Origin of the sequence: [Clostridium] scindens (assembly GCF_019597925.1) — a bacterium.
In the GTDB taxonomy this organism is placed as follows: Bacteria; Bacillota; Clostridia; order Lachnospirales; family Lachnospiraceae; genus Clostridium_AP.
Window position 1 is genome coordinate 695,631 of sequence record NZ_CP080442.1, and the last position, 23,970, is coordinate 719,600.

Here is a 23,970-nt window from a genome sequence, read left to right on the forward strand (position 1 = left end):
GAAAGGAGGGCTTCATACATCCATGGATATAGAAGAACAGTATGATAAAGTGTACCGATACTGCTACCTGCGGATCCGGCATCAGCAGACGGCAGAAGATATTACGCAGGAAGCCTTCCTACGTTTTTTGGAGGTCCATTCTTACCGGGAGATAGGGAAATGTCTTGCCTATCTATACACGATAGCCCGCAACCTGTGCACGGATTATTATCGGAAGAAAAAGGAAATGCCGCTTCCGCAGGACTATGAATTGGCGGGGGAGGATGAGCAGGATGGCCTGATACAGACGATGGAACTTAGAAAGGCCGTAAAACAGCTTAAGGAAGAGGAACAGGAACTAATCCTGCTTCGGTACGTCAATGACGTGCCAATCAATGATATCGGAAGAATCATGGGCATTTCCCGGTTCGCGGTTTACCGCAGATTAAGGATATGCCTGAAGCAGTTAAAAGAAGAGTTGGGAAAGGAGGGGGATTATGAAGAAAGAGATAAAAGCAGGACTTAAGGAAATATATGAAGCGCCTCCGTCGCTTAAAAAAGATGAATTCCTTCAGAGGATCGGCGAGCCGGAACTGACCCATCTCGAATTCCTCAGGATGCAGGTACATTATATCCGCAAAGGGAACTGGCTGATATCAGTAGTCTTTTTTCTGTCAGCGCTGTTTGCGCTTAGGCAGGCAGAACTTGAAGTGCTGTGGCCCATATCTGCATTTGTCCCGTTTCTGGCGTTGTCTGTGGTAGCGGAGAACAGTCGTTCTTTGAGATATGGGATGGAGGAATTGGAACTGTCATCAAGATTTTCTCTAAAGGCTATCGTAATGGCAAGAATGGGCGTGATCGGTTTGGGCAATCTTATGCTGCTTTTGATTCTGGCAGCCTTTGTTTGGAGGAGGTCTTCGCTTTTGACAGCCGGGGTCTATCTTCTGCTTCCATATCTTTTGGCCACATTTTTGAATCTCATGCTGGTGAGGAAGGTAAGCGGCAAGGAGAGCATCTACTCTTGCCTTGGAATTACGATTCTGGCGAGCGCTGCCTCTGTATTGCCAGGGGTGATGAACATTTCTATCATGGGGCTAATGCGCTCCGGCTACTGGGCTGCGCTTCTTGCGGGCGCTGCCATACTTGCGGGGCGTGAAATTAAAAAATTATTACAACAGTCGGAGGAACTGGTATGGAATTAATCATTGACCGATTATCGAAACAATATAAGAACAAGATTGCCGTTGACCGGATATCCCTGACGCTTCATCAGGGCGTATATGGACTTCTGGGAGCAAACGGGGCAGGAAAGACTACGCTGATGCGTATGCTGTGCGGAATTTTACGGCCTACAAGCGGCACGGTCATGTTTGAGAATATGGATGTATCAACGGAAGACTACCGCAAGGAACTGGGGTATCTTCCCCAGGATTTTGGATATTATCCTAATTTTACGGGGAGAGATTTCCTGATGTACATGGCGGTGCTGAAGGGAATGACGAAAAGCCGCGCCCAAAAGCGATGCGCAAAGCTGCTGGATGAGGTGGGATTAAAAGAAATGGGAGATAAGAAGATTAAGACTTATTCCGGGGGCATGAAGCAGAGACTGGGAATTGCCCAGGCTCTTCTAAGCCACCCAAGGATATTGATCTTAGACGAGCCCACCGCCGGGCTGGACCCAAAAGAGAGGGTGCGCTTCCGGGATATGATCGCAGCGTTGGGAAAAGAAAGCATCGTGATTCTCTCCACCCACATTGTATCTGATATTGAACATATCGCTGACCGGATATTGCTGATGAAGGACGGACAGATTATTTTCAATGGAACACAGGAGGAGATCGGAGAAGATTTAGAAGAGTTCTATTTGAAGCAGTTTGAGGAGGTGGGAGAACATGCGTAGTTTCTGGTTGCTGACTGGTTTTGAGTATAAGAAATTATTTCAGCGTAAGATCGTATGGATAACACTTGCAGTTATGATTGCAGCCTGCATCCTTCTGTCCTGCATTTCCTACATGGCTACCGGTTATACCATTGATGGGGAACCTGTTAATGGATATGATCTGAAGAAAAAACATGTCGCCCAGGACAAGGAAGCCAGTGGAACCAGGCTTGATGGGAAGACGCTCAAAAATATGGAGGAGTCCCCGTCAGATATTCCCGGCGGGCTATTCAACATGGTGTACTATATCACTGGCGGATGGGAAGTTGATGGCCTAAAGGAACAAGAACTATACCAGATCCGTGAGAACAATATAGAGGCAAATTGGGAGAGCGCCAGGCTTTCCAAGGGAGAAAAAAAGTATATGGCAGAGCAGGAAGAGAAGATTGAAAAGCCTCTGACATATGAATATTCAGACGGATACCAGGAGGCAGGCACGCAGATGGTATTTGTCGGGCTGCTGCAGACGCTTCTGATTGCCATCTGCATTCCATCCATATTCGCGGAGGAACATATAAGAAAGACGGATCAGTTGAACTTATGCACGAATATGGGGAAGAAGACGCTGTATCTGGCCAAGATTGCGGTAGGCATTTCCTTTTCGCTGGCGGCCACGGTGATTCTGGCTCTGGCAATAACAATCTCTACATTTTTGATAAATGGATTGGAAGGATTTGATGCTCCGATTCAGTCTTTTGCCCCGCTGGAGTCATGGGCGATGACAGCTGGAGTACGATTGCTGATCATGATGGCGATGGGGCTTCTGGCAGCGATCCTGCATAGCGCGGCCGGAATGCTGATGTCTGAGAAAGCAAGGGGCAATGTAGCGCCGATGGCGGTGATGGTAGGATTTATGCTGGTATCCCTCTTTGTAACCGTACCGGATCAGTACCGAGCGCTTGCGCAGGCCTGGGATTTGGTTCCGGGCAATGTCCTCTCCGCGACAGGCCCATTCGGCGTGAGGCTGTTCCAGATATTCGGAAGATATCTGGCTGCCTGGCAGGTGGTGCCGTTTGTCTATCTTGCGGTCGCGGCAGCATGCATCGTACTGGGTGGCCGCTTATATAAAAACTACCAGGTGAGCGGCAGATAAGTATATTTGCTCATATGATTCGGGGATTCTGCATCTTGCAGAATCCCCGTTTGGTATTGAAGAACCAAAGAAATTATGGTAGCATAAAAACCAAATCAGACATTCTTTTTTATTCTATGGCAGATCGCCGATTAATCCAATGTTATGATTTCAATCCAATGATGTCAGGAGGGATGCGCTTGCGTGTGATTTTTTGACTTTTTATCTGTTAAGAGACTTTTGCTTGTGATAAGATGAAAGGAGAAACCTATGGACAAAAAACAAAACTTAATACCATTGCAAGAGTTGAACCTTACCAGCCGCTTCCTGTTCGACGAGGTGCTGGAGGATCCCCAGATCCATCAGGACGTCCTGGGCATTATATTCCAGAGGGACATCCCGCTGCTTGAGAAGAATGAGACGGAGAAGGAACTCCGGGTATCGCCGCTTCTGCGCTCCATCCGGATGGACGTATTCTCCATGGATGAGGAGAAGGCCGTCTATAACACGGAGATGCAGCAGAAGAGAAGGGCGGATCTGGCGAAGCGCAGCAGATATTACCAGTCCCTGGTGGATGCCGGGCTTCTGGAGCCAGGCGTGCCAGATTACAATCGGCTGAACACGTCGTATATTATAATGATCATGCCTTTTGACCTGTTCGGGTATAAGAAGTATGTATATACGTTTCGAGCCAGATGCGAGGAGGAGCCGGAGTGCCTGCTGGAGGATGGTGCGACGCGGATCTTCCTGAATACCCGGGGAGAAAACGATGACGAGGTGCCCCGGGAACTGGCAGAGTTCCTGCATTATCTGGAGGAAACCACGGATGAGAGGGCGGCAAGCACGGACAGCCAGCGGATCAAGCGGATCCATAGGCGGGTGCGTAAGGTTAGGCTCAGCGAGGAAGTCGGGGTGAAGTATATGCAGGCTTGGGAAGAGAGATATTATGAAAGGGAAGAAGGAAAGGAAGAAGGAGCGCATAATAAATTAAGGGAACTGGCGGCAAAGAAATATCGCAAGGGGATGTCTGTGAAGGAGATTGCAGAATTGCTTGAAGAGAGTGAAACGACGGTTCAAGAACTGCTTAAGGAGTCAGAGATGAGATGATCTAATTTCAAGAATGTCATATTGTGGTAGAGAACTGGGGCAGTATGAGTTATAATGGACTCAACAGTAGTTTTCAGGAGGGAAAGTCAATGGAAAAATCAAAAGTATATTATACGAATATGAAGGCAACGTTCCAGGAGAATCTTCCGCAGAAGTTAAAGCGCCTGATCAAGACAGCAGGAATTGGGGAGATTGACTTTGAAAATAAGTACACCGCAATCAAGATGCACTTTGGGGAGCCTGGCAACCTGGCATTCTTACGGCCGAACTATGCGGCCGTAGTAGTGAATACTGTGAAGGAACTAGGTGGCAGGCCATTTCTTACAGACTGTAATACGCTGTATGTCGGTGGCAGGAAGAATGCGCTGGATCATCTGGATTCCGCGTATCAGAATGGATTCTCGCCATTCTCTACCGGATGCCACGTCCTGATCGCGGATGGATTGAAGGGAACCGATGAAGTAGAGGTGCCGATAGAAGGAGAATATGTAAGAAATGCCAAGATCGGACGTGCTGTTATGGATGCCGACATATTCATTACGCTGAGCCATTTTAAAGGACATGAGTCTACCGGATTTGGAGGCGCGCTTAAGAATATTGGCATGGGATGCGGATCCCGGGCGGGAAAGATGGAAATGCACAGCGCAGGCAAGCCTTACGTTGAGGTCGAGAATTGTATCGGGTGCGGCAACTGTATCCGGGTGTGTGCCCATGATGCGCCGAAGATTACAGATAGGAAAGCCTTTATTGACCATGACAAATGTGTAGGCTGCGGCAGATGCATCGGCGTCTGTCCGAAGGACGCAGTCTGTCCTCCGAACGACGAGTCCAACGATATTCTGAATAAGAAGATTGCCGAATACAGCCTTGCAGTTGTGAAGGGAAGGCCTCATTTCCATATCAGCCTAGTGATCGACGTATCACCGAACTGTGACTGCCATTCAGAAAACGATATCCCAATCGTTCCAGATGTGGGAATGTTTGCGTCCTTTGATCCGGTGGCGCTGGATCGGGCTTGTGCGGATGCGGTCAACAGGCAGCCTGTGATGGCTGGAAGCCAGCTGGATGACATGCCGCATACACATCATGACCATTTCATCAATTCTGCCCCGGAAACTAACTGGAAGGTGTGCCTGGAGCATGCCGAAAAGATCGGGCTGGGGACACAGGAATATGAATTAGTGGAAATCTAATTGGGAATTCATATCTCGTTATATTTTACATACCGCTATAATAGAAGCCGGGCCTATCAGGCACGAAATCCTTCGGGATTTTGCACCTGATAGGCCCGGCTTCTACATTGGGCGCTGTCTTCAGCAGCAAAGAGGTCCAGAATAACTTAAGATAAATGAAAGATTTTTTGTGGGAGGAGTATGGTATTATGGAGAGGATAGAGAATTTGACTTATGTTAGGGGCGTGGAAAGATGAGGATATTATTGGTGGAAGATGACAGGGAGATCAGCGAGATGCTGGAGGAATTTCTGATACAGGAGGCATTTGAAGTGGTCCCGGCTTTTGATGGGCTGGAGGCATGTGAGAAGTTTGAAGACGGGGAATTCGACCTGGTTCTTCTGGATCTGATGATTCCGAAGATGAGCGGGATGGATGTGATGAAGACAATCCGGGAGAAGAGCGTGGTGCCGATCCTTATCGTATCAGCGAAGGACAGCCTTCTGGATAAGTCCCTGGGGCTGGAACTGGGGGCGGATGACTATATAACCAAGCCATTTGTGATGGCTGAGGTGCTGGCGAGGATCAAGGCAAATCTTCGAAGGACGAACCAGTATGCGGCGGGCAGCAGTCGGAAGCAGGAAGAGCCGGCGACCTTGTCTTGCGGGGACATCCAGCTGAATCCAGCTGATTTCACGGTGCGAAAAAGGGGAAAAAAGATTGACCTGACCGCAAAGGAGTTTGAGATATTGAGACTGCTGATGCAAAATCCCAAGAAAGTGTATACCAAGGAGCAGATTTATTCGCTGGTTTGGGAAGATGCTTATCTTGGCGATGAAAATGCGGTGAATGTACATATCAGCAGGCTGCGCAATAAGATTGAGGATGATGCCCGCAACCCGGAATATATCATTACGGTGTGGGGATTCGGGTATCGGATTGGAGGGTAAGGATGAATGGAATGATCATAGGGATTCTGGCTGCCATCTGTATTCTATTGGCAGCGGTATCTGTCAGGGAAAACAGGAAATATAAGGCTTTAGAAGATAATGTAAAGAAAGTGGCAAGCCAGATGGAACGGATCCTGGATGAGGATACGGATGAAAAGGTGATGGAATTTACCGGGAGCCGGGAAGTGGCAGGACTGATCATGCAGGCAAACCGAATGCTTAACGACCGGCAGAGGATGAAGGCAGAGTATAAAAGGGCGGGCATAGAAGCAAAGAGGATGCTATCTAATATTTCCCATGATATCAAGACTCCGCTTACCGTAATCCTTGGCTATCTTGAGATATTGATCATGAATGGGGCAGGCGAGACGGCGACGCTTTTAAAGATACAGAAGAAGGCCAGCCAGCTGATGGAACTGGTTGAAGAATTCTTTACGCTATCTAAGATAGAGGCTGGCGATATGGATCTTGGACTGTCCAAGATATCGCTGAGCGAGATCTGCCGGCAGAGTATTGCCGATTTCTACAGCATATTGACCGAGCGGGGCACGCAGGTGGAGATTGAGATTCCAGAGAGAGACATCTATGTATATGGAAATGAGGATGCCATCCGTAGAATCCTGTTTAATCTGATTACCAATGCCATCCGCTATGGGTTAGACGGGAAATATCTTGGCATTTTCCTGATCCCGGGAGAAGAAGAGGTGGAAATACGCGTCAGGGACAAAGGAAAGGGGATTGATAAAGAAAACGCCGCGCATGTGTTTGACCGCCTGTATACGATGGAGGACTCCAGAAATAAGGAAATGCACGGGAATGGCCTGGGACTTTCCATAGCCAGGACGCTGGCGGGAAGAATGGGAGGGGATATTACCCTTGATAGCGTTCCGGGACAGGAGACGGTATTTACATTGAAAATGAAAAGACATCATTATCTCCAGTAAGACCTGCCGAAAGAATTTCGTAAGAATTGGTCAAGAGTTTTGAAAAAAGAATCCGGTATGATAGACCTATAAAGAAAACGAAAGGAAGAAGAGACATGACATACGCATTAGAAACACATAATCTGACAAAGAACCTCTCAGGCAGGGATATCGTATCGGATGTAAATATCAGAGTGAAAAAGGGGGAGATCTATGGATTCCTTGGCCCTAATGGAGCGGGGAAGACGTCGATCATGAAGATGATCACGAATCTGTGGAAGCCGACATCCGGGTATATTACCGTGATGGGGAAGCCGCTGAATGACAATTCTTATGACATCCTTAAGAGGATGGGAAGCATGATCGAGTATCCCACATTCTACGACGGGCTGACCGGGAAGGAAAATCTCAAGCTGCACTGCGAATATATGGGCTATTACAGCCCTAACTGTATTGCCGATACATTGAATATGCTGGGCCTGGCCGGAGCGGAAGACAAGAAGGTGCGCAATTACTCCCTGGGCATGAAGCAGAGACTGGGAATCGCAAGGGCCGTCCTGGCAAAGCCGGAACTTCTGATCCTGGATGAGCCAACCAATGGCCTGGATCCACTGGGAATGAAACAGATCAGGGATCTGCTTCGGATGCTGTGCGAAGAATATGGCATTACGATTCTTATATCCAGCCATCTACTGTCAGAGATTGAGAATGTCGCCCATACGATCGGGATCATGAATCACGGCAAACTGCTTCAGGAAATCTCCATGGATGCCATTACGGACCAGAACTTTGCCTATATCGAACTTTTGGTTTCTGATGTGAAAAAGGCTGCCTATGTGTTGGATGAAAAGCTTGGCATCAATAACTTTAAGATTATTGATATCAATGTAATCAGAATCTATGACGTCAGCATATCCGTGGAAAGAGTCTCAAAGGTACTGGCGGAGAACAACGTAGGAATCGAAGGCGTAACCAAGAAGCAGGACACCTTGGAAGATTATTTCCTGAAGCTTACAAGGGAATAGGGATTAGGAGGAATCAAAATGGGAAAATTAATCAAGCTTGAGTGGGAAAAATATGAGATAGGAAAATATATACGCAATGCGGCAATTCTGATCGTGCTTCTGGTGATCTTTAACTATGCCATGACATTTCTGGGGATCGCCAATGACCCGGATACAGGAGTGCCGGATATGGCAATCTCCAATATGGGGGTATCTACCAACGTAGAACTGCTTACAGACATAACGTTCCTGATATTTGCGGCAGCCATGCACGCCACATTTATCATCGGGGCATATAAGAATAAGACCATGAACCTGATGTTTCTTTATCCGTTAAACAGGAAGAAGATTATGGCGGCGAAGATGCTGGCAGTCTGCATTTTCTGCTTCGCAGGCATCGTGATAGCAAAATTAGCCTGCTATGGAGTCAGCAATCTGGGCTTCATGATGGGTCAGAAGGCATCCTTTCCGATGGATTACAATATGCTAAGCGTCTCCTTCTATATCCAGCTGCTTATAAGGTCTGCTGCCACCATCAGCATCAGCCTGCTGGCGCTTTTGAGCGGAATGATAGCAAAATCATCCAAGGTCACAGTCATATCATCCTTCTTATTGATCATCCTGATGCAGGGAAACGTTGGCGGCGCCACGTTAAAAGACAATTTGGCGGTGCCGATCGTACTTCTGGCGATATCCGTGCTGGCTGCCATACTGATGGTACAGAGGGTGGAGAAGAAAGACGTGATGTGATTTATCAAGAAATAGTGATTCGTCATGTATGAGAAAAATGGTCTTGACAGAGCAAAGCAAAATTAGTATTATATAACAGTGATATATAACGGTGTTATAGATAGAAGGAGAAGGCAAAAGTGAGCGAAGCAGACCAGACCACGTTGGAATTGATCCATGGAGCAGGAATGCGAGAATTTCTTGAAAAAGGCTATAAATCCGCATCTTTAAGAAATATCGTGAAAACAGCCGGAGTTACTACAGGTGCGTTTTATGGATATTACGACAGCAAAGAGGAACTGTTCGAGGCATTAGTAAAAGATCAGTATGATTGGTTTTTAGACTGCTTTCGCAATGCACAGCAGGAGTTTGCCGATTTGCCGCGGCAGAGACAGCCGGAAAACTTAAGTACCGTTTCGGGTGAATGCATGCACGAAATGTTGCTGTATGCTTATGACCATTTGGATGAATTTCACCTGATCCTCTGTCAGTCGGAGGGAACCCGCTTTTCAAAACTGATCGATGAGATGACAGAAATAGAGACAAAAGCAACTCATGACTATCTGCAGGTGCTTGCGGACCTTGGCAGGCAAGTGCCGGAAATTGATGAGCATTTGGAGCATATTCTGATTACTGGCATGTTTAATACCTTTTTTTGAAATGATCATTCATAGGATGCCGCTAAAGAAAGCGAAACATTATCTAAAAGAGATGCGGGCTTTCTATACTGCGGGATGGATGAAAATTATGGGGCAGTAAGCCCTATAATTTTTAAACGTTAGTTAGCGTATGCTAACTAAAGAGGGGTATCTGAGAAAAGTTTTTTCTTTATATCATAAAATTTAAGGAGGTTTTATATGAAGAAACAATCAAATTTATCAAGATTGATGGGTTATGCGGGGAAGCACAAAATCCTGACTTATCTTTCCTGGATTTTGTCGGCAGCAAGCGCCTTGATCGCCCTTGTGCCATTTTACTACATTTGGCGTATTGTTCATGACATTCTGGAGACAGAGCCAGGCAGTTTGCAGGCGCAGAAACTTACCGGCTACGGCTGGCAGGCAGTAGGCTTCGCTGTGCTGTCGGTCATTATTTACATTGGAGCTCTGATGTGTTCCCACTTAAGCGCATTCCGTATTGCTTCCAATATCCGAAAGGAATTGATGCGGCATATTACGGCGCTGCCCCTGGGGGTTGCAGAAAGGTACGGAAGCGGTAAACTTCGGCGGATTGTCAATGATTCAAGCGCGGCAACAGAGACTTATCTGGCCCACCGGCTTCCGGATAAGGCGGGAGCGATTGCGACGCCTGTCGGCCTGTTGGTCCTGCTGTTCGCCTTTGACTGGCGCCTGGGGGTTTTAAGCCTGATTCCTGTCCTGCTGGGATTTTTGATCATGATGAGAATGACCGGCAAAAACATGGAAGAAAAAATGACGGAGTATCAGAATTCCCTTTCTGACATGTCTAATGAAGCGGTGGAATATGTAAGGGGAATTCCGATTGTAAAGACGTTTGGGCAGACCGTGTTTTCTTTTAAACGTTTTAAAGCGTCTATCGACAATTATGAAAAATGGGTGATCGCATATACAAAACAGCTCCGTCTGCCTATGATGTTTTATATCACGGCAATCAACGGCGTATTTGCCTTTCTGATCGCTGGAGGAGTATTAGCCACCAGGAATGGCGTGACGAATGAATTTCTACTCAATCTGATTTTTTATATCGTTGTTACTCCGGTAATCGGCACGACGCTGACAAAGATCATGTTTATGAGCGAGGACTCTATGATCGTGGAGGATGCCATTAAACGAATCGACAGTCTGCTTTGCGAAACCGTGCTTCCATATGAGGCTGTCCCCAAGATGCCATCCGGGCACTCGGTCGCGCTGGAACACGTCAGTTACAGTTATGATGGCGTAAAAGATGCCCTAACGGATGTTTCTTTATCCATAGCGCAAGGACAGACGGTCGCCCTGGTAGGAGAATCAGGAGGAGGAAAGACTACGCTTGCGAATCTTGTAGCACGGTTTTTTGATCCTCAAAATGGGCGCGTTTTGATTGGAAACACGGATATTCGCAGTATTCCGAAAGAAATTTTGATGGATCAGGTATCTTTTGTTTTCCAAAATAGCCATTTGATCAAAGCATCCATTCTCGAGAATGTACGTATGGCAAGACCGGAAGCGACAAGGGAAGATGTGCTGGAGGCGCTCAAAGCGGCACAGTGCATGGATATTATTGGGAAACTTCCGAAGGGAATCGACACTGTGGTGGGAACGAAAGAAACCTACTTATCCGGCGGCGAGCAGCAGCGTGTCGCCATTGCGAGGGCCATTTTGAAAAACGCGCCAATCCTTATTCTGGATGAGGCCACTGCATTTGCCGATCCTGATAATGAAGTACGCGTCCAGAAAGCGCTATCCACGCTATCGCAAGGCAAGACAGTGATTATGATAGCGCACAGGCTTTCTTCTATCGTAGACGCAGACTGCATCTATGTACTGCAAAATGGAGAGATCGCTGAATGCGGCACCCATACGCAGCTGGTAAAGAAAAAAGGTATTTTTGCCCGTATGTGGGAAAATTATTCCCAAGCGGCAAAATGGAAGATTGAAAAGGAGGTACGTGTATGATCGGATTGTTACAGAGGCGTTTTGCTTTATCAAGGCAGGGTGCGATTGACTTAATCAAAGGCTGCCTTGCCTGCGTGGCTCAGGATATTTCTTTTATGCTGCCGGTGGGCCTGCTATATCAATTCGTGGTAGATCTGATGGGGGGTAGGCTTAGTGGAGAAAAGCTTGTTTTTTATGGGGCAGGATGCCTTGCTTGCCTAGCGCTTATCTTTGCCGCGACTTATTTTCAATACAATGCCACGTATCTGGCTACTTATGTTGAAAGCGGTGTGCGGCGTATCTCTTTGGCAGAAAAACTTCGGAAAATACCACTTTCATTCTTCGGCAAGAAAGACCTTGCGGATCTGACAAGTTCGATCATGGGAGACTGTGCCACGCTGGAAACGGCGTTTTCGCATTATGTGCCGGCACTGGCGGGTTCCATGATTTCCACCACCCTGATTGCGATTGGCTTGTTTTCCTATGACTGGCGGATGGCGCTTGCCGCGGTCTGGGTACTACCTGTAGCCTTTACAATTACTTTTTTTTCTGCGCGCATACAGGAGTATTTTAACAATAAGTCGGTAGCTGCAAATGTAGAAGTAGAAAATGGCGTGCAGGAATGTATCGAAACCCTGCAAGATTTGAAAGCGAACAATGCGGAAATAAATTATTTAAAGGGACTTGAGAAAAAAATTGATTACGCGGAAAAGCGTCACATTTTTACGGAACTGGGAACAGCGCTGTTTGTCGTATCCTCAACTCTGATATTGAAGTTTGGAATCTCTACGGTCGCGCTTGCAGGCTCTGCACTGCTCATCCGGGGAGAGATTGACATCCCGATGTTCTTTCTATTCCTGCTTGTGGCCTCAAGGCTTTATGCTCCTCTTGAAGGCGCCTTGCAGAATCTTGCAGCGATTATTGCTACCAAGACCAACATAAACCGTATGAACGAAATCCTAGATCATCCGGTTCAGACAGGAAATGCCGTTTTGACCAACCAGGGATGCGACATTGTATTCGACCATGTAGGATTTGCATATCGTAGCGGCGAGACGGTTCTAAAGGAGGTGTCCTTTACGGCAAGGCAGGGAGAAGTTACCGCCCTGGTGGGACCATCCGGCGGCGGAAAAACGACGGTATCCCGTTTGGCAGCAAGATTTTGGGATATTGATAAAGGGAAGATTACAGTTGGTGGCATGGATGTCACGCAGATAGAGCCGGAATCATTGCTGTCTCTATATTCTATAGTGTTTCAGGATGTGACGCTATTCAATAATACGATCATGGAAAATATCAGGATTGGCAGAAAAGACGCAACGGATGAAGAAGTGATTGCAGCGGCGAGACTTGCGAATTGTGAAGAATTTGCCTCGCAACTTCCGGATGGCTATCAGAGCATGATTGGTGAAAATGGCTGTGAACTCTCCGGCGGAGAAAGACAGCGGATCTCGATTGCACGTGCGTTTCTGAAAGACGCGCCGATCATTTTGCTGGATGAAGCCACGGCAAGCCTTGATGTGGAAAATGAAACGCTGATCCAGGCAGCATTGTCACGGCTGATTCAGCACAAAACTGTTCTTGTCATCGCCCACCGTATGCGTACTGTAAGCGGAGCAGATAAAGTCGTCGTGCTAGCGGATGGCGTGGTGGCAGAACAGGGAAGCCCATCGGAACTGATGGATACAGGAAAAATCTATTCCCATATGGTAGAATTACAGGCCATGAGTCAGGAATGGGGGATTTAGGGGAGGGTTTCCCTTGCATATTTCTTGATTGCAGCAAAAGATTTATCGCTGATGTCATGTTCAATTTTACAGGCATCGTCTGCCGCTGTCTTTTCATCTACGCCCAAACGCACTAGGAGTTCGGCCAGCAGGGTATGACGCTCGTAAATCTTTGCCGCAATTTCCGTCCCAAGCTTGGTTAAATGAAGATGTCCCTCCTGATCAACAGTGATATATCCTCCCTGCTTTAGAAGCCTCACTGCACGGCTAACACTAGGCTTGGAGAAATTCATATATTCGGCAACATCTAATGATCGGACGGCACTGGTTTTCTGAGAGAGAATGTAAATAGTTTCCAGATACATTTCGCCAGATTCTTGTAAATTCATAGTTTAGGCTCCTTTTATATATAAATATAGGATATCAAAAAGATATCCTAAAATCAACTAATGAAAACGGCAAGAATACTGTTATTGTAGCCGGCAAATCTCAGAAGGCGGTCTTTGGCGTAGAAATCAGAAATGGGGCAAGAGACAAGGGCCGCCATAATAGTCGAACAGAGAGTGGAGAGAAAGATGAAATATGATTTATCAAGAATTTCAATATTAATTGCCAAGATTCATTGGATGTTATAATATATCTGTATGCGAATTTGAGAACATAAGAGGAAAATATATGGATATATTAAAAAAGTTTTGGAGAAGCGTCAAGGGTAAATGCCTGATAGCCGTCCTGGTCTTACTGGCAGCCTTTGCAGTGCATAATGCATTGGAGGGAAAGGAAGGCGAGAAGCAGATTACGCAGACAGAGGCAAGAAAAACTAAAAGAGAAGTCGAGTATGCTAAGCCAGTGGATGATAGCAATCAGATACTTGGGAAGTTCAAGGAATAATTTCCGGAAGCTTCCGTAGTGCTAGCCTGCGAGGAAGATGTAACGGACGATGGATGTAAGGATCTGATCGTGATCTATACTGAGAAGGAACTTACAAGGACGGTGGCTGTGATAGACAGCGGAGACGGAGTAAATTATAATTTTACCACGCCGATACCGGGGCCGATTGAAAACCAGAAAATACAGTTTAAGAATATTGATAAAGAAGGAGAGATCGAGATAATCGTAACAGGAGAGAAAAAGGGAGCGGTAGGCTATGCCATCTACCGTATGATTGATGGAGAAATGGTCGATCTGTTTGGGGAAGGCATGGAAGACTGCTGCTAGAGTGCAAAAAGGGGATGTTATCGCATCCCCCTTTTCATTCTTTGCTATTTCATCTTACAGGAAGAACTGATATCCCTTTCCCCATACCGTACGTATATGGAATGGCTGGGAAGGGTCGTCCTCGATCTTGCCGCGTAGTTTTTTGATATATACCAGAATCGTATTGTTGTCGGAACCATCATTTTTCCAAACTTCCTGAAATAGTTCCTGTTTCGAGAATGTATGTCCGGGATGATCCATAAACAGGCAGAGAAGGGCGAATTCCTTGGAAGTAAGCGCAATCTCTTTCCCATGCTTAAATATGGTCTGAGAATTCATATGCAAGGTAAAAGGCCCCTTTTGTATAGGCGACTGTATGCTCTCTGCAGTTGTGACGTATTGGCGTGTGCGGCGCACGATTGCCTGGATTTTGGAGACAAGCACAGTCTTGCTGAAGGGCTTGGTGATATAATCATCTGCGCCAAGTCCCAGGCCCTCCACCTGGGCTGCGTCTTCCGTTTTGCCGCTGAGAAGGATGACAGGCGTATAGATCCTGCGCCTGCGCAGTTCTGCCAGCAGGTCAAAGCCGCCCTGCTCCGGCATGATAACATCCAGGAGAATGATATCAAAGGTATTTTCCTTGAGGATATCCAGGGCAAGCTGTCCGCTGCCCGCACAGGATACGTCCATTTGCTCGCGCTTTAAGACTGCGCTGACAGCCTTCTGAACGGCAGTCTCATCATCAATGATCAGGACTGATATATTTGACATATTGTTACACCCGTCTTTCTGCTATAATAGCCATAGGTAGATTATATCTGCCTGGAATTTTAAAGTCAACCGTCGAAGGAGCATAAGATGAAGAATGGAAAGAAGACCAGACGAATACGGATATGGATTACAGCGGCAGTCACGGCGCTGATTCTATTGATTGCATTCTTCTGCTACCAGACCGTCAAGAAGACGATTGTCAATAACGAGAAAGAAAGCATGGCAGGCATTGCAAGAGTAAGCGCCCATAGTCTTGAGACGAGCCTTAAGGCAAAGAGCAATCTGGTATATGCGGCGTTATCCGGAGATATGGACAATGAAGAAGATATCCAGCAGAATATGCTAAAGACAGGCGAGAAAAGCAGATATATCCCGGAAGATAAGATGGAGGCTTTAAAAAAATGGGAGGAAGAGGCATGCAAGGAAGCCGGGACAAGGCCCGGAGAGGTAATTGCAGGGCCGGTCTGCCATCAGGAGGAAGGCTACTACGCTTTATATTTGACGAAAGCCGTGTACATAGACAGAAGTCTTGCAGGATATGTGCAGGTAGAATTAAACCTGGATGATATCTATGAAGAAGAGCAGGCATTGTCCAACCTGAAACTTGGAAATCAGGGATACTGCGTGGTAAAAGAGGCTGACGGGACTACGGTCATGTCAGGAGGGCATGGGGAGGCAGAAGAATTTTCCCTGGCAGGGGATGAAGGCGATGGATGCCGAATCGTCTGGTCCTATCAGGTTCGGCAGGGGACTCCCGAACGCACGCGCAAGCTGGTTGCCTATGACTCGGCAGAATTCGCGGGCGAGAAATTTATTTTATGCATTATAGAAAACTATGACAGTATTGTGGAGCCCATAGACAGGATCGCCCTTTATCTTTCCGTGCTGGGTCTGGCTCTGCTGGTATGGCTTGGCATCTTCTTATGCCGCATGGCAGAGCAGCACAGGGAAGAGGAAAAACTGAAGATGGAATTACAGCATGAAAAGGAACTGAATGAAGCAAATAAGGCACTTGAGAACCAGGAGAATCTTATGCAGAAGTATAATCATTCGAAAACAATGACGGTGCTATCAGGGGCCATTGCGCATGAATTCAATAATCTTATGACGCCGATCGTACTGTACAGCGAATTGCTCTGTGAAAATGAGGAGGTACAAAAGGAACTGGCCCAGGAGGCAAATGAAATGTCGGATGCGGTCAGCCGCTGCGAGGTGCTTGCGCGCCAGCTTTTGGAATATAGCAGGCAGGGGAGGGCAAAGAAGGTAATGACCGTCTATAATGCAACTTTCGCAGTCGAAAGCAGCGTAAGAATGGTAGAGCGCCTGATTCCCGCTAATATAAAGTTTGAGACATCTATATGCAGGACCAAATACTATATCAAGGGACAGATAGGAGCCCTCAACCAGATTATACTGAATCTGGTAACCAATGGAATGAACGCGATTGGGGAGAAATGTGGAAAGATAAAGATACAGTTCGGACTGAGCACGCAGGATGAGCGCATGGTCAGGCTTGTGGTAGAAGACGATGGAGGAGGAATACCGGAAGAGATCCAACAGCGAATTTTTGAGCCATTCTTTACAACAAAGGAGGAAAAGGAGGGCAATGGGATAGGCCTTACCGTCGTCAGACGGCTGACGGAAGAGCATGGCGGAGTCATCCGCGTAAAAAGCCGGACGGGAAAGGGAACTACATTCATTCTGGATTTCCCCTGGATAGAAAACAGCCAAGAATAAAAGAAATCCGGCCATCTTGATTAAGAGGCCGGATTTTGTTTTATTCATAGGTTTCTCTGTCTTTTAGATCTTTATTCAGATAAGAGGTGGCTGTATCGGCGATATCCACTGCTTCCTTCTCTGAGATATTGTCTATTTCTTTTGCTTTATTATACCAGTCTTCAAAGGTCATGCCGATCGGCATCACCGGATCAATGCTTTCCTTTATAAATGACTCGAAATCATCGACGCCTGCATCCTCGGATATCTCGGTTGACATAAATTTGCTGACGTCATTTACTTTAGGAATTTCTTCTTCCGGTATCTGAGGATACTGTGTGAAATAATGTTCATAATTCTCAATATTCTGTTCCGTAAAATGCCAGGTGATGGTACGGCCTTCCGCTACCGTCTTCATGTAAATCGTGCGCAGGGCAACGTATGGATCAACGTCAAATCCGTCTGCAAACATCATGGCGGCATTGTAAGGATGCTCGTACATATATTTGATTGCCAGCTGGTGGGCGTATACAAGCCGTCTTGCAAGTTCCGGGTGATTGTCTTTGAACTCGTTGGACATAGCATAGATGCAGCAAAGTCCCCATGTGTCGGCGGTTGATTCGGCATCCACGTCAGCGGCGCCCCAGCCAATTCCCATGATCTTTCCAAATCCTTCAAATTCAGCGATGGACGCATAAGGATCGCAGCAGGTAAATGCATCGATCTGGCCCGCTTTTAAGGCAAAGCAGGCATCCTGCTGCCCCATATCCACGATGTTATAACTGCCGGCATCTGCCGGGATTCCAAGTTTCTCGGACCATGTAAGGAATTCCGGGTCAATTTCTGGGGTGGCGGTCATTGAGCCAATAGTCTTTCCAACCAGATCCTCCGGCTTTTCGATATCATTGCTTACGACCAGGTAGCGGGAGCCTCCCATGTGGTTCGCGGCGGCCATGCAGAACGGAGCCCCCTTATTGACTGCCAGGATCGCGCCTTCGATACCGGTGTAGCCGACATCCATTGCGCCGCTTGTAAGAGCCTTTAAGGTTTCGGCGGATTTGGTCACATTTACATTAAGCCCCATGGCCTTGTAGATGCCAGCCTTTTCGCCGATAATTCCGGCAACCATATGATCGCAGTTGAAATAGCCCATTTCTACGGTATAGTTCTTCTCCTCTTCTGACAGATCGCCGAAATCGAAATCCTTAACCGCTTCTTTGGGATCATATCCCGTGGCCTTTACATCCTTGGTAGCGGTCTGTGTGCTGCTGTCGTGGCAGGCGGTGATCACCGGTACCAGAAGCGTAACAACAAGAAGAGCCGCTAGAAATCTTCTCTTCATAATTCTTCCTCCTTGAAAATATTAATTTTTGTTAATATTTGGTAATATGATAATACCAGAAGGCACGCCGAATATAAAGTTGACAGTCTCAATATCGCAATTTCAAATAAATAAGCAGATAAATATAGGAAATGCAAATAAAAGAAGACAGTCCGCAAACCGTCTTCTATAAATGCTACTGTAATAATTCAATAAAGGCACCCAGACGGGTATTGATCTGTGCCTGGTCGGATGGAGAATAGTCGGTATTGATGGCAATATAAGGAATGTGTTTTTCCTTTGTGACGAAGGTCTTGACCGCATCAGACTCTATGGCAAATGTATGGCAGGCCTGCAGAAGCACCTCCACGACTCCATCCACCTGATATTCATCGATCTGAACATCAAGCGCTTCCAGCCTTCCGGGATTCGGACTCATGACAGAGCAGTTTACCCGGAGATATTTTTCGGCAATCGCAGTGATCGGATCTTTCGTTTCGTCGATGGGATCCTTTTTCTCGCGGGGACCGCAGCAGTTCTCGAATCCCACAACGTCCGCCCCCAGTTCCTCGATACGCCGTATGATTTTGTCCATTACGCCGGTAGTCGGGCATCCGGTAATCAGAATCCTGGGCCTGGATGGCTTGCCTTTATATTCGCGTTCGTACAGGTCCTTTAATTCAGCGGTACGCTTTTCAAGGAAAGCGATCTTTTCTTCCAGGTCAGGGGAAAACTCATTGGAGGAGATAACGGTACTGATTTCGTAGCCGGTGATTGGGGAAGGCTTGAGCCTTGCAACCTCGAAAAAGTCAAGGACGGCCTTGCGTTCCCTGTTTCTTAAGCGAATGGCGCTTCGAAGCTTGTCATCCGTTATCTCTATGCCATAGAACTGTTCCAGATCTTCCTTCACGCTGATGACTTCCTGCTTCCAGAATTCCAAGGCTCCGCTGCCGGTCTTTCCAGGCGGAAGCTGCATGATATGGCAATGCTTTAACTCCCTCATCAATTCATACATTTTCTTCTTTCCGTCACAGGTCGTCTCCGCAAGGACCATATCGGAAAAATAGAAGAATGGACAGCGATCCGTAACGGCCGCGCCATAACTTGCCTTGATCAGCGGACATAGGTTTTTGGGAAGCCTGATCTCGGCAGCCGGAATATTGTCATCTCCGATGCCGCATAGCACCACGGCTACCGCATCGGCCGCGTTGATCAGTTCCCAGGGAGTATAAGTACAGAAGACCCCCACGATGCGCCGGCCTTGCTCTTTTAGTTCTTTCATGGTAAGAAATGCTTTTTTCCTGGCCTCAGGGTAGGTCTCGAAATTATCCGGCAGAACGAATTCAGGCATATAAAATACCTCCTTTGTATTTAGTAAGATTCATTACTAGATATTATAGAGGAGATTGTCATGAATTTGAAATCGAAATAGTCAATAACTATATAAATACAATCTATTAGACATAACTTAAAAGGACTTTTAAAATAAAGGAAAGGACTTACATTTTTGGAGAAAAGAGGAAGCATATGCGCCTGGAGTACATAAGAAGTTTTATCAGTGTCGTGAATTGCAAGAGTTTTTCTGTGGCTGCAAAACAGATTTTCTTATCGCAGCCTACGATCAGCACGCATATCAAGCAGCTGGAATCGGAACTGGGAGTCCAGCTGCTGGTGCGTTCAACCAAGGATGTGATTCTGTCCGATGCAGGCGTTATCTTCTATCCCTTCGCAATGCGGCTTCTTGAAACGGAGAGCGAGGCGCTTGCACAGATACACAAGAATGAAATGGAAATAAAAGGAACCGTGTCAATCGCTACGTCTTCGGTTCCCGGCAATTATATCCTTCCGCAGTTTTTTGCGTATTCAAGGAAGGCATACCCGGATATCAATTACAGGATATCCGAAGGGGACAGCGCCGAGGTACTGCAGTCAATCTTGCATTTTGAGACAGATATAGGAATTGGGAGCATCAGAAGCAATAATGACAAATGCATGTGCCAGCCATTGGCAAAAGACAGGATTGTACTTGCGACGCCAAATACGGAGGAATACCAGAATATGAAGGGGAAGTTTCCTATCGACAGGCTGAGGCAGGAGACGTATGTGCTGAGGGAGTCAGGAAGCGGAACCAGGCTTGCCTCAGAGAGTATCGAGCGGGCGCTGAATCTGGATACCAGGCCTTTAAAAGTGGCGTTGCAGGCTGAAACCAGCGAGATGGTAAAAAGAGGAGTGGAGCAGGGAATTGGAGTTGCATTCATCAGCAGCCTTGCAGTTAAAGATTCGGTCGCTCAAGGGAAGATATTGAAATTCGAGTTTCCGGAGATAGATACAAACAGGCAGTTATATCTGCTGTACCACAAGGATAGGATGATGACGCTTCCAGTGACGAGCGTTATCAAGATCTTGAGACAGTTCTGCCAGAATATATAGATTGTTTGGACGTAAAAAGACAGATCTCTTAGAGTGCAGATCTGTCTTTTTTGTTTCCTGTATTTTCTGCGATAGCAGGCAATCTGGTGGCCATGCCTCTTTATGCTATCTATTGAGCCCTCCATTTCAGCAGGACCTTTTCTGCCAGGACCATCAATGTGTCAATTAAGAAGCCGATCAGTCCGGCAATTACCATATAGGCAATTACTTTTTCTGTCTGCATCTTTGCCTGGGCTTCCACCATGCAGTAGCCGAATCCGGCACTGGTCGCGATGAACTCCGCTCATATGACGGACATCCAGCCCAGTCCTACGGCAAGCCTGAGTCCGGTCAGTACTCCGGGAAGGGAGCCGGGAAGGACGACATCTTTGATGACGCCGAAAGTATTCGCTCCCATGGACCTTGCAGCATGATAATAATCTTTGCTGATGTCCTGCACTCCGGATATGGTGTTCAGAATGATAGTGAAGATGCCGCTGAATGCAATCAGGAAAATGGTTGGTCCATCTCCGATGCCGAACCATACGATTGCAAGAGGAACCCATGCCATAATCGGAACCTGCCTTAACGAATTCATAAAAGGAGACAAGGCCTTTAGAATCTGGGGGGAGTATCCCATCAGCATCCCCAGAGGGAATCCAATGATGAACGCATAGAGCGATCCCGTTAGTACTCTTCTCATGGTTATTCCAAGATTGCGTAGCACGTACAGATCCGTAAGAGAGAATCCCACCTCCTTGAACACATCTTCCAGATACGGAAACAAGAAAGGCTTATCTACAATGTGTGCAGCGGCAAACCAGATGATACAGATGACTGCCAGACCGATAAGCGCCGCGACATTTCGGTTCTTGCCCCCGAATTTGCGCCATCTGCCCCGGTCGCCGGCATTCGTGGCGGCTCGCATCCGATCTACCTGCTGGTCATGATTTTCTTCCAATATATTTCCTCCTTTCTTCCAAAATCAGTAAGAAAATCATAACAAAATCAATAAGCGGAAAGTAGGATTATTAAGGAATAAAATATTAATATTTGTTAATATTAGGATTTTTAATAAAGAAACAAAAAAAGCAGATCAACAGATATAATGAGGTTGCTTGTACAAATATTTAATTTAGAAAAGGGTGGGAAAATGGAGAAACCATGTATTGAATATATCAGCGCATGTGCATGATGCGAGGTGTTTGGGGACTTGGTTCAAGTTCTGGAGAAGGAATATGAAGGCAAGGTGCATGTAAAGATATACCGTGCAGGAAAAGACTTTGACTATATTCCAAAATATGGGGCGGTTACGAAGAGCATGCTGGTGATCAATGAAAAGAAAGCCGTCACGAAACTTACAAAGCCGGCAGTGCGCGAAGCTTTTAAGGAGGCGCTGAAGTCATGCTAGTGGATTTTGGAAATTTTATACTCAGGATTCTGAATTCTTCATGGAATATGCTGAATAGTTCATCGGGGTGGATGATATTTAGTTTTATCGTTGCAGGAGTGCTGCATGAATTTTTGAAGCCTGAGAAGGTACAGAAAACGGCAATTGGATCATCGAGGGTGAGCGGCGTCTTTTGGACCACGATATCAGGAATGTTTATACCGATCTGCAGCTGTGGTACGATTCCGCTTGGAATCAGCATGTATTATAGCGGCGCGTATCTGGGACCTACGCTTGCATTTATGACGAGCACGCCGATGATCAATCCGATTGCCCTTCTGCTTGCGTTTGGCCTTTTGGGCAAGGAAGTGGCTATCATATATCTGATTACCGGATTTGTAGCGCCGATGATTATCGGAATTGTAGCAAATAGATTTGCCAAAGATGAACTACATATAGGAATGAAAAGGCAGAAAGATGAGGCGGCGATTCAGATCGATACCGATGAGGAGGATGGAGGCGAGCCCATGATACAGCTGGAATTCGAGGAGCCGGGGTTCTGGGAGAAGATAAAATCAGGGCTTCGCTGGTCTTTGACGGAACTCAGCGTGACGATCAGCAAGTATACCGTAACGGGTATGCTGATCGCAGGCGTGCTGTTTAATATCGTGCCGCAGTCTTTTATTCAAGATTATCTGGGGAATCCAGGGTTCGTATCTTTATTTGGGATTACGGTGGTCGCGGCGCTGATGTATGTGTGCGCGGTCGGGCATATTCCGTTTATTGCCGCATTGGTGGCAAGCGGCGCGGCGCCAGGAGTGGCCATCACATTTCTGATGGCTGGAGCCGGGACGAACATTCCGGAACTTCTTACCATAAGCAAGACGATCGGGAAGAGAGCTATGTTTATGTATTTTGGAATGGTGGTGGTTATTTCTAACATTGTCGGCTATATTACAAACAGGCTTCTGATGCCAGGATTTACGCCGGTGCTGAATTATGATCAGACACAGCATACTATATCCTATGCGAATAAAATGATCGTAGTCATGCCAGGCTGGATACAGAATTTATGCAGCGGAATACTTGTATGCTATGCGCTGTATTCTCTTTTCAAAATTATCAAAGGCAAGGCCGGAAAGCAGTGTGTGGCATAAGTCATGAAGATTCAGAGAGCAATCGTTATAATGCTGATCGTCTTTTTGGCAGCCGGGCTTGGAGCAGTATTGTTCCTTCCAAAAGAAAAGCGGTGGAACAAGGAGGCTGAGATAAAGATAGGCGCCGGCGATGATATATCAGGAGTTTTAATGGATGAAACGGTTGAGGCATTAAAGGACTATAAAGTTTCCAGAACGCTTCAGAGTTCTTCTTTTCAGGATTGCTGTAGCAATACGGCGCAGTGGGCAATGAATGCCAAGGAGATTAATGTGGGATTTTACTGTACCCATATTGCCAGGCATACGGTGATGCAGAATCAGGATGTAGAGATATATGGTCCAGTGATTATGAACGGCGAGACTATCGTATATAAGGAACACTGGGAGAATGTAGAGAACCTTGCGGTGACGCAGGGCAGAGAAAAATCCAAGGTGCTGGCTCAGGAAACGTATCCACAGATCCAGGGATTCAATGAGATTACCCAGAAAGGAATCCTGTACGCATTGGAGGATGAGCAGGTAGACGCAGCGATCCTGGACATTACGAAGGCGGCTAAAGTGACGGATTATCAGAATATGCCGCTGTCAGATACGGATTATATATCCTATGTACTGGTGGTAGATAAGGAATTCGAAAAGACAGAGGCATTCCAGGATTTTATCCACAGTTATAACCGGGCGGTATCGCGTTTGAGCAATAGCGGCTATCTGGCCCGGGTGATGGGCGTAAAAGAAGAATGGCTGGAAAATAAGAATATAAAGTTTTTAACATTAGAAGAGACAGGAGTAGATTAGA

Annotated in this window: 23 protein-coding genes and 2 pseudogenes; 20 read left to right on the forward strand and 5 right to left on the reverse strand. The window is 46.7% G+C overall.

Translation table 11 applies throughout. From position 1 onward, the window contains the following. Positions 1-22 precede the first annotated feature (22 nt). The 13 genes and pseudogenes from K0036_RS03135 to K0036_RS03195 all read left to right on the forward strand — a co-directional run bounded on the left by K0036_RS03135 (position 23) and on the right by K0036_RS03195 (position 13,234). On the forward strand, positions 23-505 hold the full coding sequence (locus K0036_RS03135) for an RNA polymerase sigma factor (RefSeq protein WP_025645301.1): 483 nt from the start codon (positions 23-25) through the stop codon (positions 503-505). Beyond that, positions 477-1,181 (forward strand): hypothetical protein, encoded by a 705-nt coding sequence (locus K0036_RS03140; RefSeq protein ID WP_025645298.1) that lies wholly within the window; start codon positions 477-479, stop codon positions 1,179-1,181. Before K0036_RS03135 ends, K0036_RS03140 begins: the two co-directional genes overlap by 29 nt. Beyond that, positions 1,172-1,879, forward strand: coding sequence for an ABC transporter ATP-binding protein (locus K0036_RS03145; RefSeq protein WP_004605369.1), 708 nt, complete (start codon positions 1,172-1,174; stop codon positions 1,877-1,879). Before K0036_RS03140 ends, K0036_RS03145 begins: the two co-directional genes overlap by 10 nt. Continuing rightward, positions 1,872-3,011: an ABC transporter permease gene (locus K0036_RS03150; RefSeq protein WP_220430736.1), complete on the forward strand. Its 1,140-nt coding sequence runs from the start codon at positions 1,872-1,874 to the stop codon at positions 3,009-3,011. Before K0036_RS03145 ends, K0036_RS03150 begins: the two co-directional genes overlap by 8 nt. Positions 3,012-3,260: 249 nt before the next feature. Next, a complete protein-coding gene (locus K0036_RS03155; protein ID WP_220430737.1) occupies positions 3,261-4,097 on the forward strand; it encodes an Rpn family recombination-promoting nuclease/putative transposase in 837 nt (278 codons plus the stop codon). A gap of 89 nt (positions 4,098-4,186) precedes the next feature. Then, entirely contained in the window at positions 4,187-5,290 is a 1,104-nt protein-coding gene (locus tag K0036_RS03160; protein ID WP_009249865.1) for a DUF362 domain-containing protein, read from the forward strand. Positions 5,291-5,522: 232 nt separating this feature from the next. Then, on the forward strand, positions 5,523-6,218 hold the full coding sequence (locus tag K0036_RS03165) for a response regulator transcription factor (protein ID WP_004605373.1): 696 nt from the start codon (positions 5,523-5,525) through the stop codon (positions 6,216-6,218). Positions 6,219-6,220: 2 nt separating this feature from the next. Next, positions 6,221-7,162 carry a sensor histidine kinase gene (locus K0036_RS03170; RefSeq protein WP_025645288.1) on the forward strand — a complete coding sequence of 314 codons (942 nt, stop codon included), beginning with the start codon at positions 6,221-6,223 and terminating at the stop codon, positions 7,160-7,162. A gap of 95 nt (positions 7,163-7,257) precedes the next feature. Next, positions 7,258-8,166, forward strand: coding sequence for an ABC transporter ATP-binding protein (locus K0036_RS03175; RefSeq protein WP_025645286.1), 909 nt, complete (start codon positions 7,258-7,260; stop codon positions 8,164-8,166). A gap of 18 nt (positions 8,167-8,184) precedes the next feature. After that, positions 8,185-8,895, forward strand: coding sequence for an ABC transporter permease (locus K0036_RS03180; protein WP_025645284.1), 711 nt, complete (start codon positions 8,185-8,187; stop codon positions 8,893-8,895). 119 nt (positions 8,896-9,014) lie between these two features. Then, positions 9,015-9,633 (forward strand): annotated as a pseudogene (locus K0036_RS03185) (TetR/AcrR family transcriptional regulator). 98 nt (positions 9,634-9,731) lie between these two features. After that, on the forward strand, positions 9,732-11,507 hold the full coding sequence (locus tag K0036_RS03190; protein ID WP_025645280.1) for an ABC transporter ATP-binding protein: 1,776 nt from the start codon (positions 9,732-9,734) through the stop codon (positions 11,505-11,507). Continuing rightward, positions 11,504-13,234 (forward strand): ABC transporter ATP-binding protein, encoded by a 1,731-nt coding sequence (locus K0036_RS03195; protein ID WP_025645278.1) that lies wholly within the window; start codon positions 11,504-11,506, stop codon positions 13,232-13,234. Before K0036_RS03190 ends, K0036_RS03195 begins: the two co-directional genes overlap by 4 nt. On the opposite strand, the gene K0036_RS03200 is transcribed toward K0036_RS03195, so the two are convergent. Then, entirely contained in the window at positions 13,231-13,602 is a 372-nt protein-coding gene (locus K0036_RS03200; protein WP_025645277.1) for a metal-dependent transcriptional regulator, read from the reverse strand. The genes K0036_RS03195 and K0036_RS03200 overlap by 4 nt on opposite strands. 286 nt (positions 13,603-13,888) lie before the next feature. On the opposite strand from K0036_RS03200, the gene K0036_RS18970 reads away from it, so the two are divergent. Continuing rightward, complete coding sequence (locus tag K0036_RS18970) at positions 13,889-14,104, forward strand: hypothetical protein (RefSeq protein WP_259283378.1); 216 nt, start codon at positions 13,889-13,891, stop codon at positions 14,102-14,104. 12 nt (positions 14,105-14,116) lie between these two features. Beyond that, positions 14,117-14,431 (forward strand): annotated as a pseudogene (saoC, locus tag K0036_RS18975) (Cys-Cys-COOH (seleno)protein SaoC); the annotation flags it as partial. Positions 14,432-14,485: 54 nt separating this feature from the next. On the opposite strand, the gene K0036_RS03210 reads toward saoC, so the two are convergent. Continuing rightward, on the reverse strand, positions 14,486-15,181 hold the full coding sequence (locus K0036_RS03210) for a response regulator transcription factor (RefSeq protein ID WP_025645273.1): 696 nt from the start codon (positions 15,179-15,181) through the stop codon (positions 14,486-14,488). Between the two features lie 87 nt (positions 15,182-15,268). On the opposite strand from K0036_RS03210, the gene K0036_RS03215 reads away from it, so the two are divergent. After that, positions 15,269-16,918: a sensor histidine kinase gene (locus K0036_RS03215; protein WP_025645271.1), complete on the forward strand. Its 1,650-nt coding sequence runs from the start codon at positions 15,269-15,271 to the stop codon at positions 16,916-16,918. A gap of 40 nt (positions 16,919-16,958) precedes the next feature. On the opposite strand, the gene saoX is transcribed toward K0036_RS03215, so the two are convergent. Next, positions 16,959-18,239: an ABC transporter substrate-binding subunit SaoX gene (gene saoX, locus K0036_RS03220; protein ID WP_173693615.1), complete on the reverse strand. Its 1,281-nt coding sequence runs from the start codon at positions 18,237-18,239 to the stop codon at positions 16,959-16,961. A 175-nt stretch (positions 18,240-18,414) separates the two neighbouring features. Further along, on the reverse strand, positions 18,415-19,569 hold the full coding sequence (locus K0036_RS03225; RefSeq protein ID WP_220430738.1) for a double-cubane-cluster-containing anaerobic reductase: 1,155 nt from the start codon (positions 19,567-19,569) through the stop codon (positions 18,415-18,417). Positions 19,570-19,745: 176 nt separating this feature from the next. Here K0036_RS03225 and K0036_RS03230 point away from each other — a divergent pair, with 176 nt between their 5' ends. Continuing rightward, positions 19,746-20,648: a selenium metabolism-associated LysR family transcriptional regulator gene (locus K0036_RS03230; RefSeq protein WP_025645266.1), complete on the forward strand. Its 903-nt coding sequence runs from the start codon at positions 19,746-19,748 to the stop codon at positions 20,646-20,648. Between the two features lie 109 nt (positions 20,649-20,757). On the opposite strand, the gene saoP is transcribed toward K0036_RS03230, so the two are convergent. After that, positions 20,758-21,555 carry an ABC transporter permease subunit SaoP gene (saoP, locus tag K0036_RS03240; protein ID WP_412193025.1) on the reverse strand — a complete coding sequence of 266 codons (798 nt, stop codon included), beginning with the start codon at positions 21,553-21,555 and terminating at the stop codon, positions 20,758-20,760. 225 nt (positions 21,556-21,780) lie between these two features. Here saoP and saoT point away from each other — a divergent pair, with 225 nt between their 5' ends. Genes saoT through saoB form a run of 3 tightly spaced genes read left to right on the forward strand, consistent with a single transcriptional unit; the run spans position 21,781 to position 23,969 of the window. Continuing rightward, positions 21,781-22,038 carry a thioredoxin-like (seleno)protein SaoT gene (gene saoT / locus K0036_RS03245; RefSeq protein ID WP_259283379.1) on the forward strand — a complete coding sequence of 86 codons (258 nt, stop codon included), beginning with the start codon at positions 21,781-21,783 and terminating at the stop codon, positions 22,036-22,038. Continuing rightward, positions 22,032-23,174, forward strand: a complete 1,143-nt coding sequence (gene saoE / locus K0036_RS03250; protein ID WP_220430739.1) for an efflux transporter SaoE — start codon at positions 22,032-22,034, stop codon at positions 23,172-23,174. Before saoT ends, saoE begins: the two co-directional genes overlap by 7 nt. 3 nt (positions 23,175-23,177) lie before the next feature. Further along, positions 23,178-23,969, forward strand: a complete 792-nt coding sequence (saoB, locus tag K0036_RS03255; RefSeq protein WP_220430740.1) for an ABC transporter substrate-binding (seleno)protein SaoB — start codon at positions 23,178-23,180, stop codon at positions 23,967-23,969. Position 23,970 lies beyond the last annotated feature (1 nt).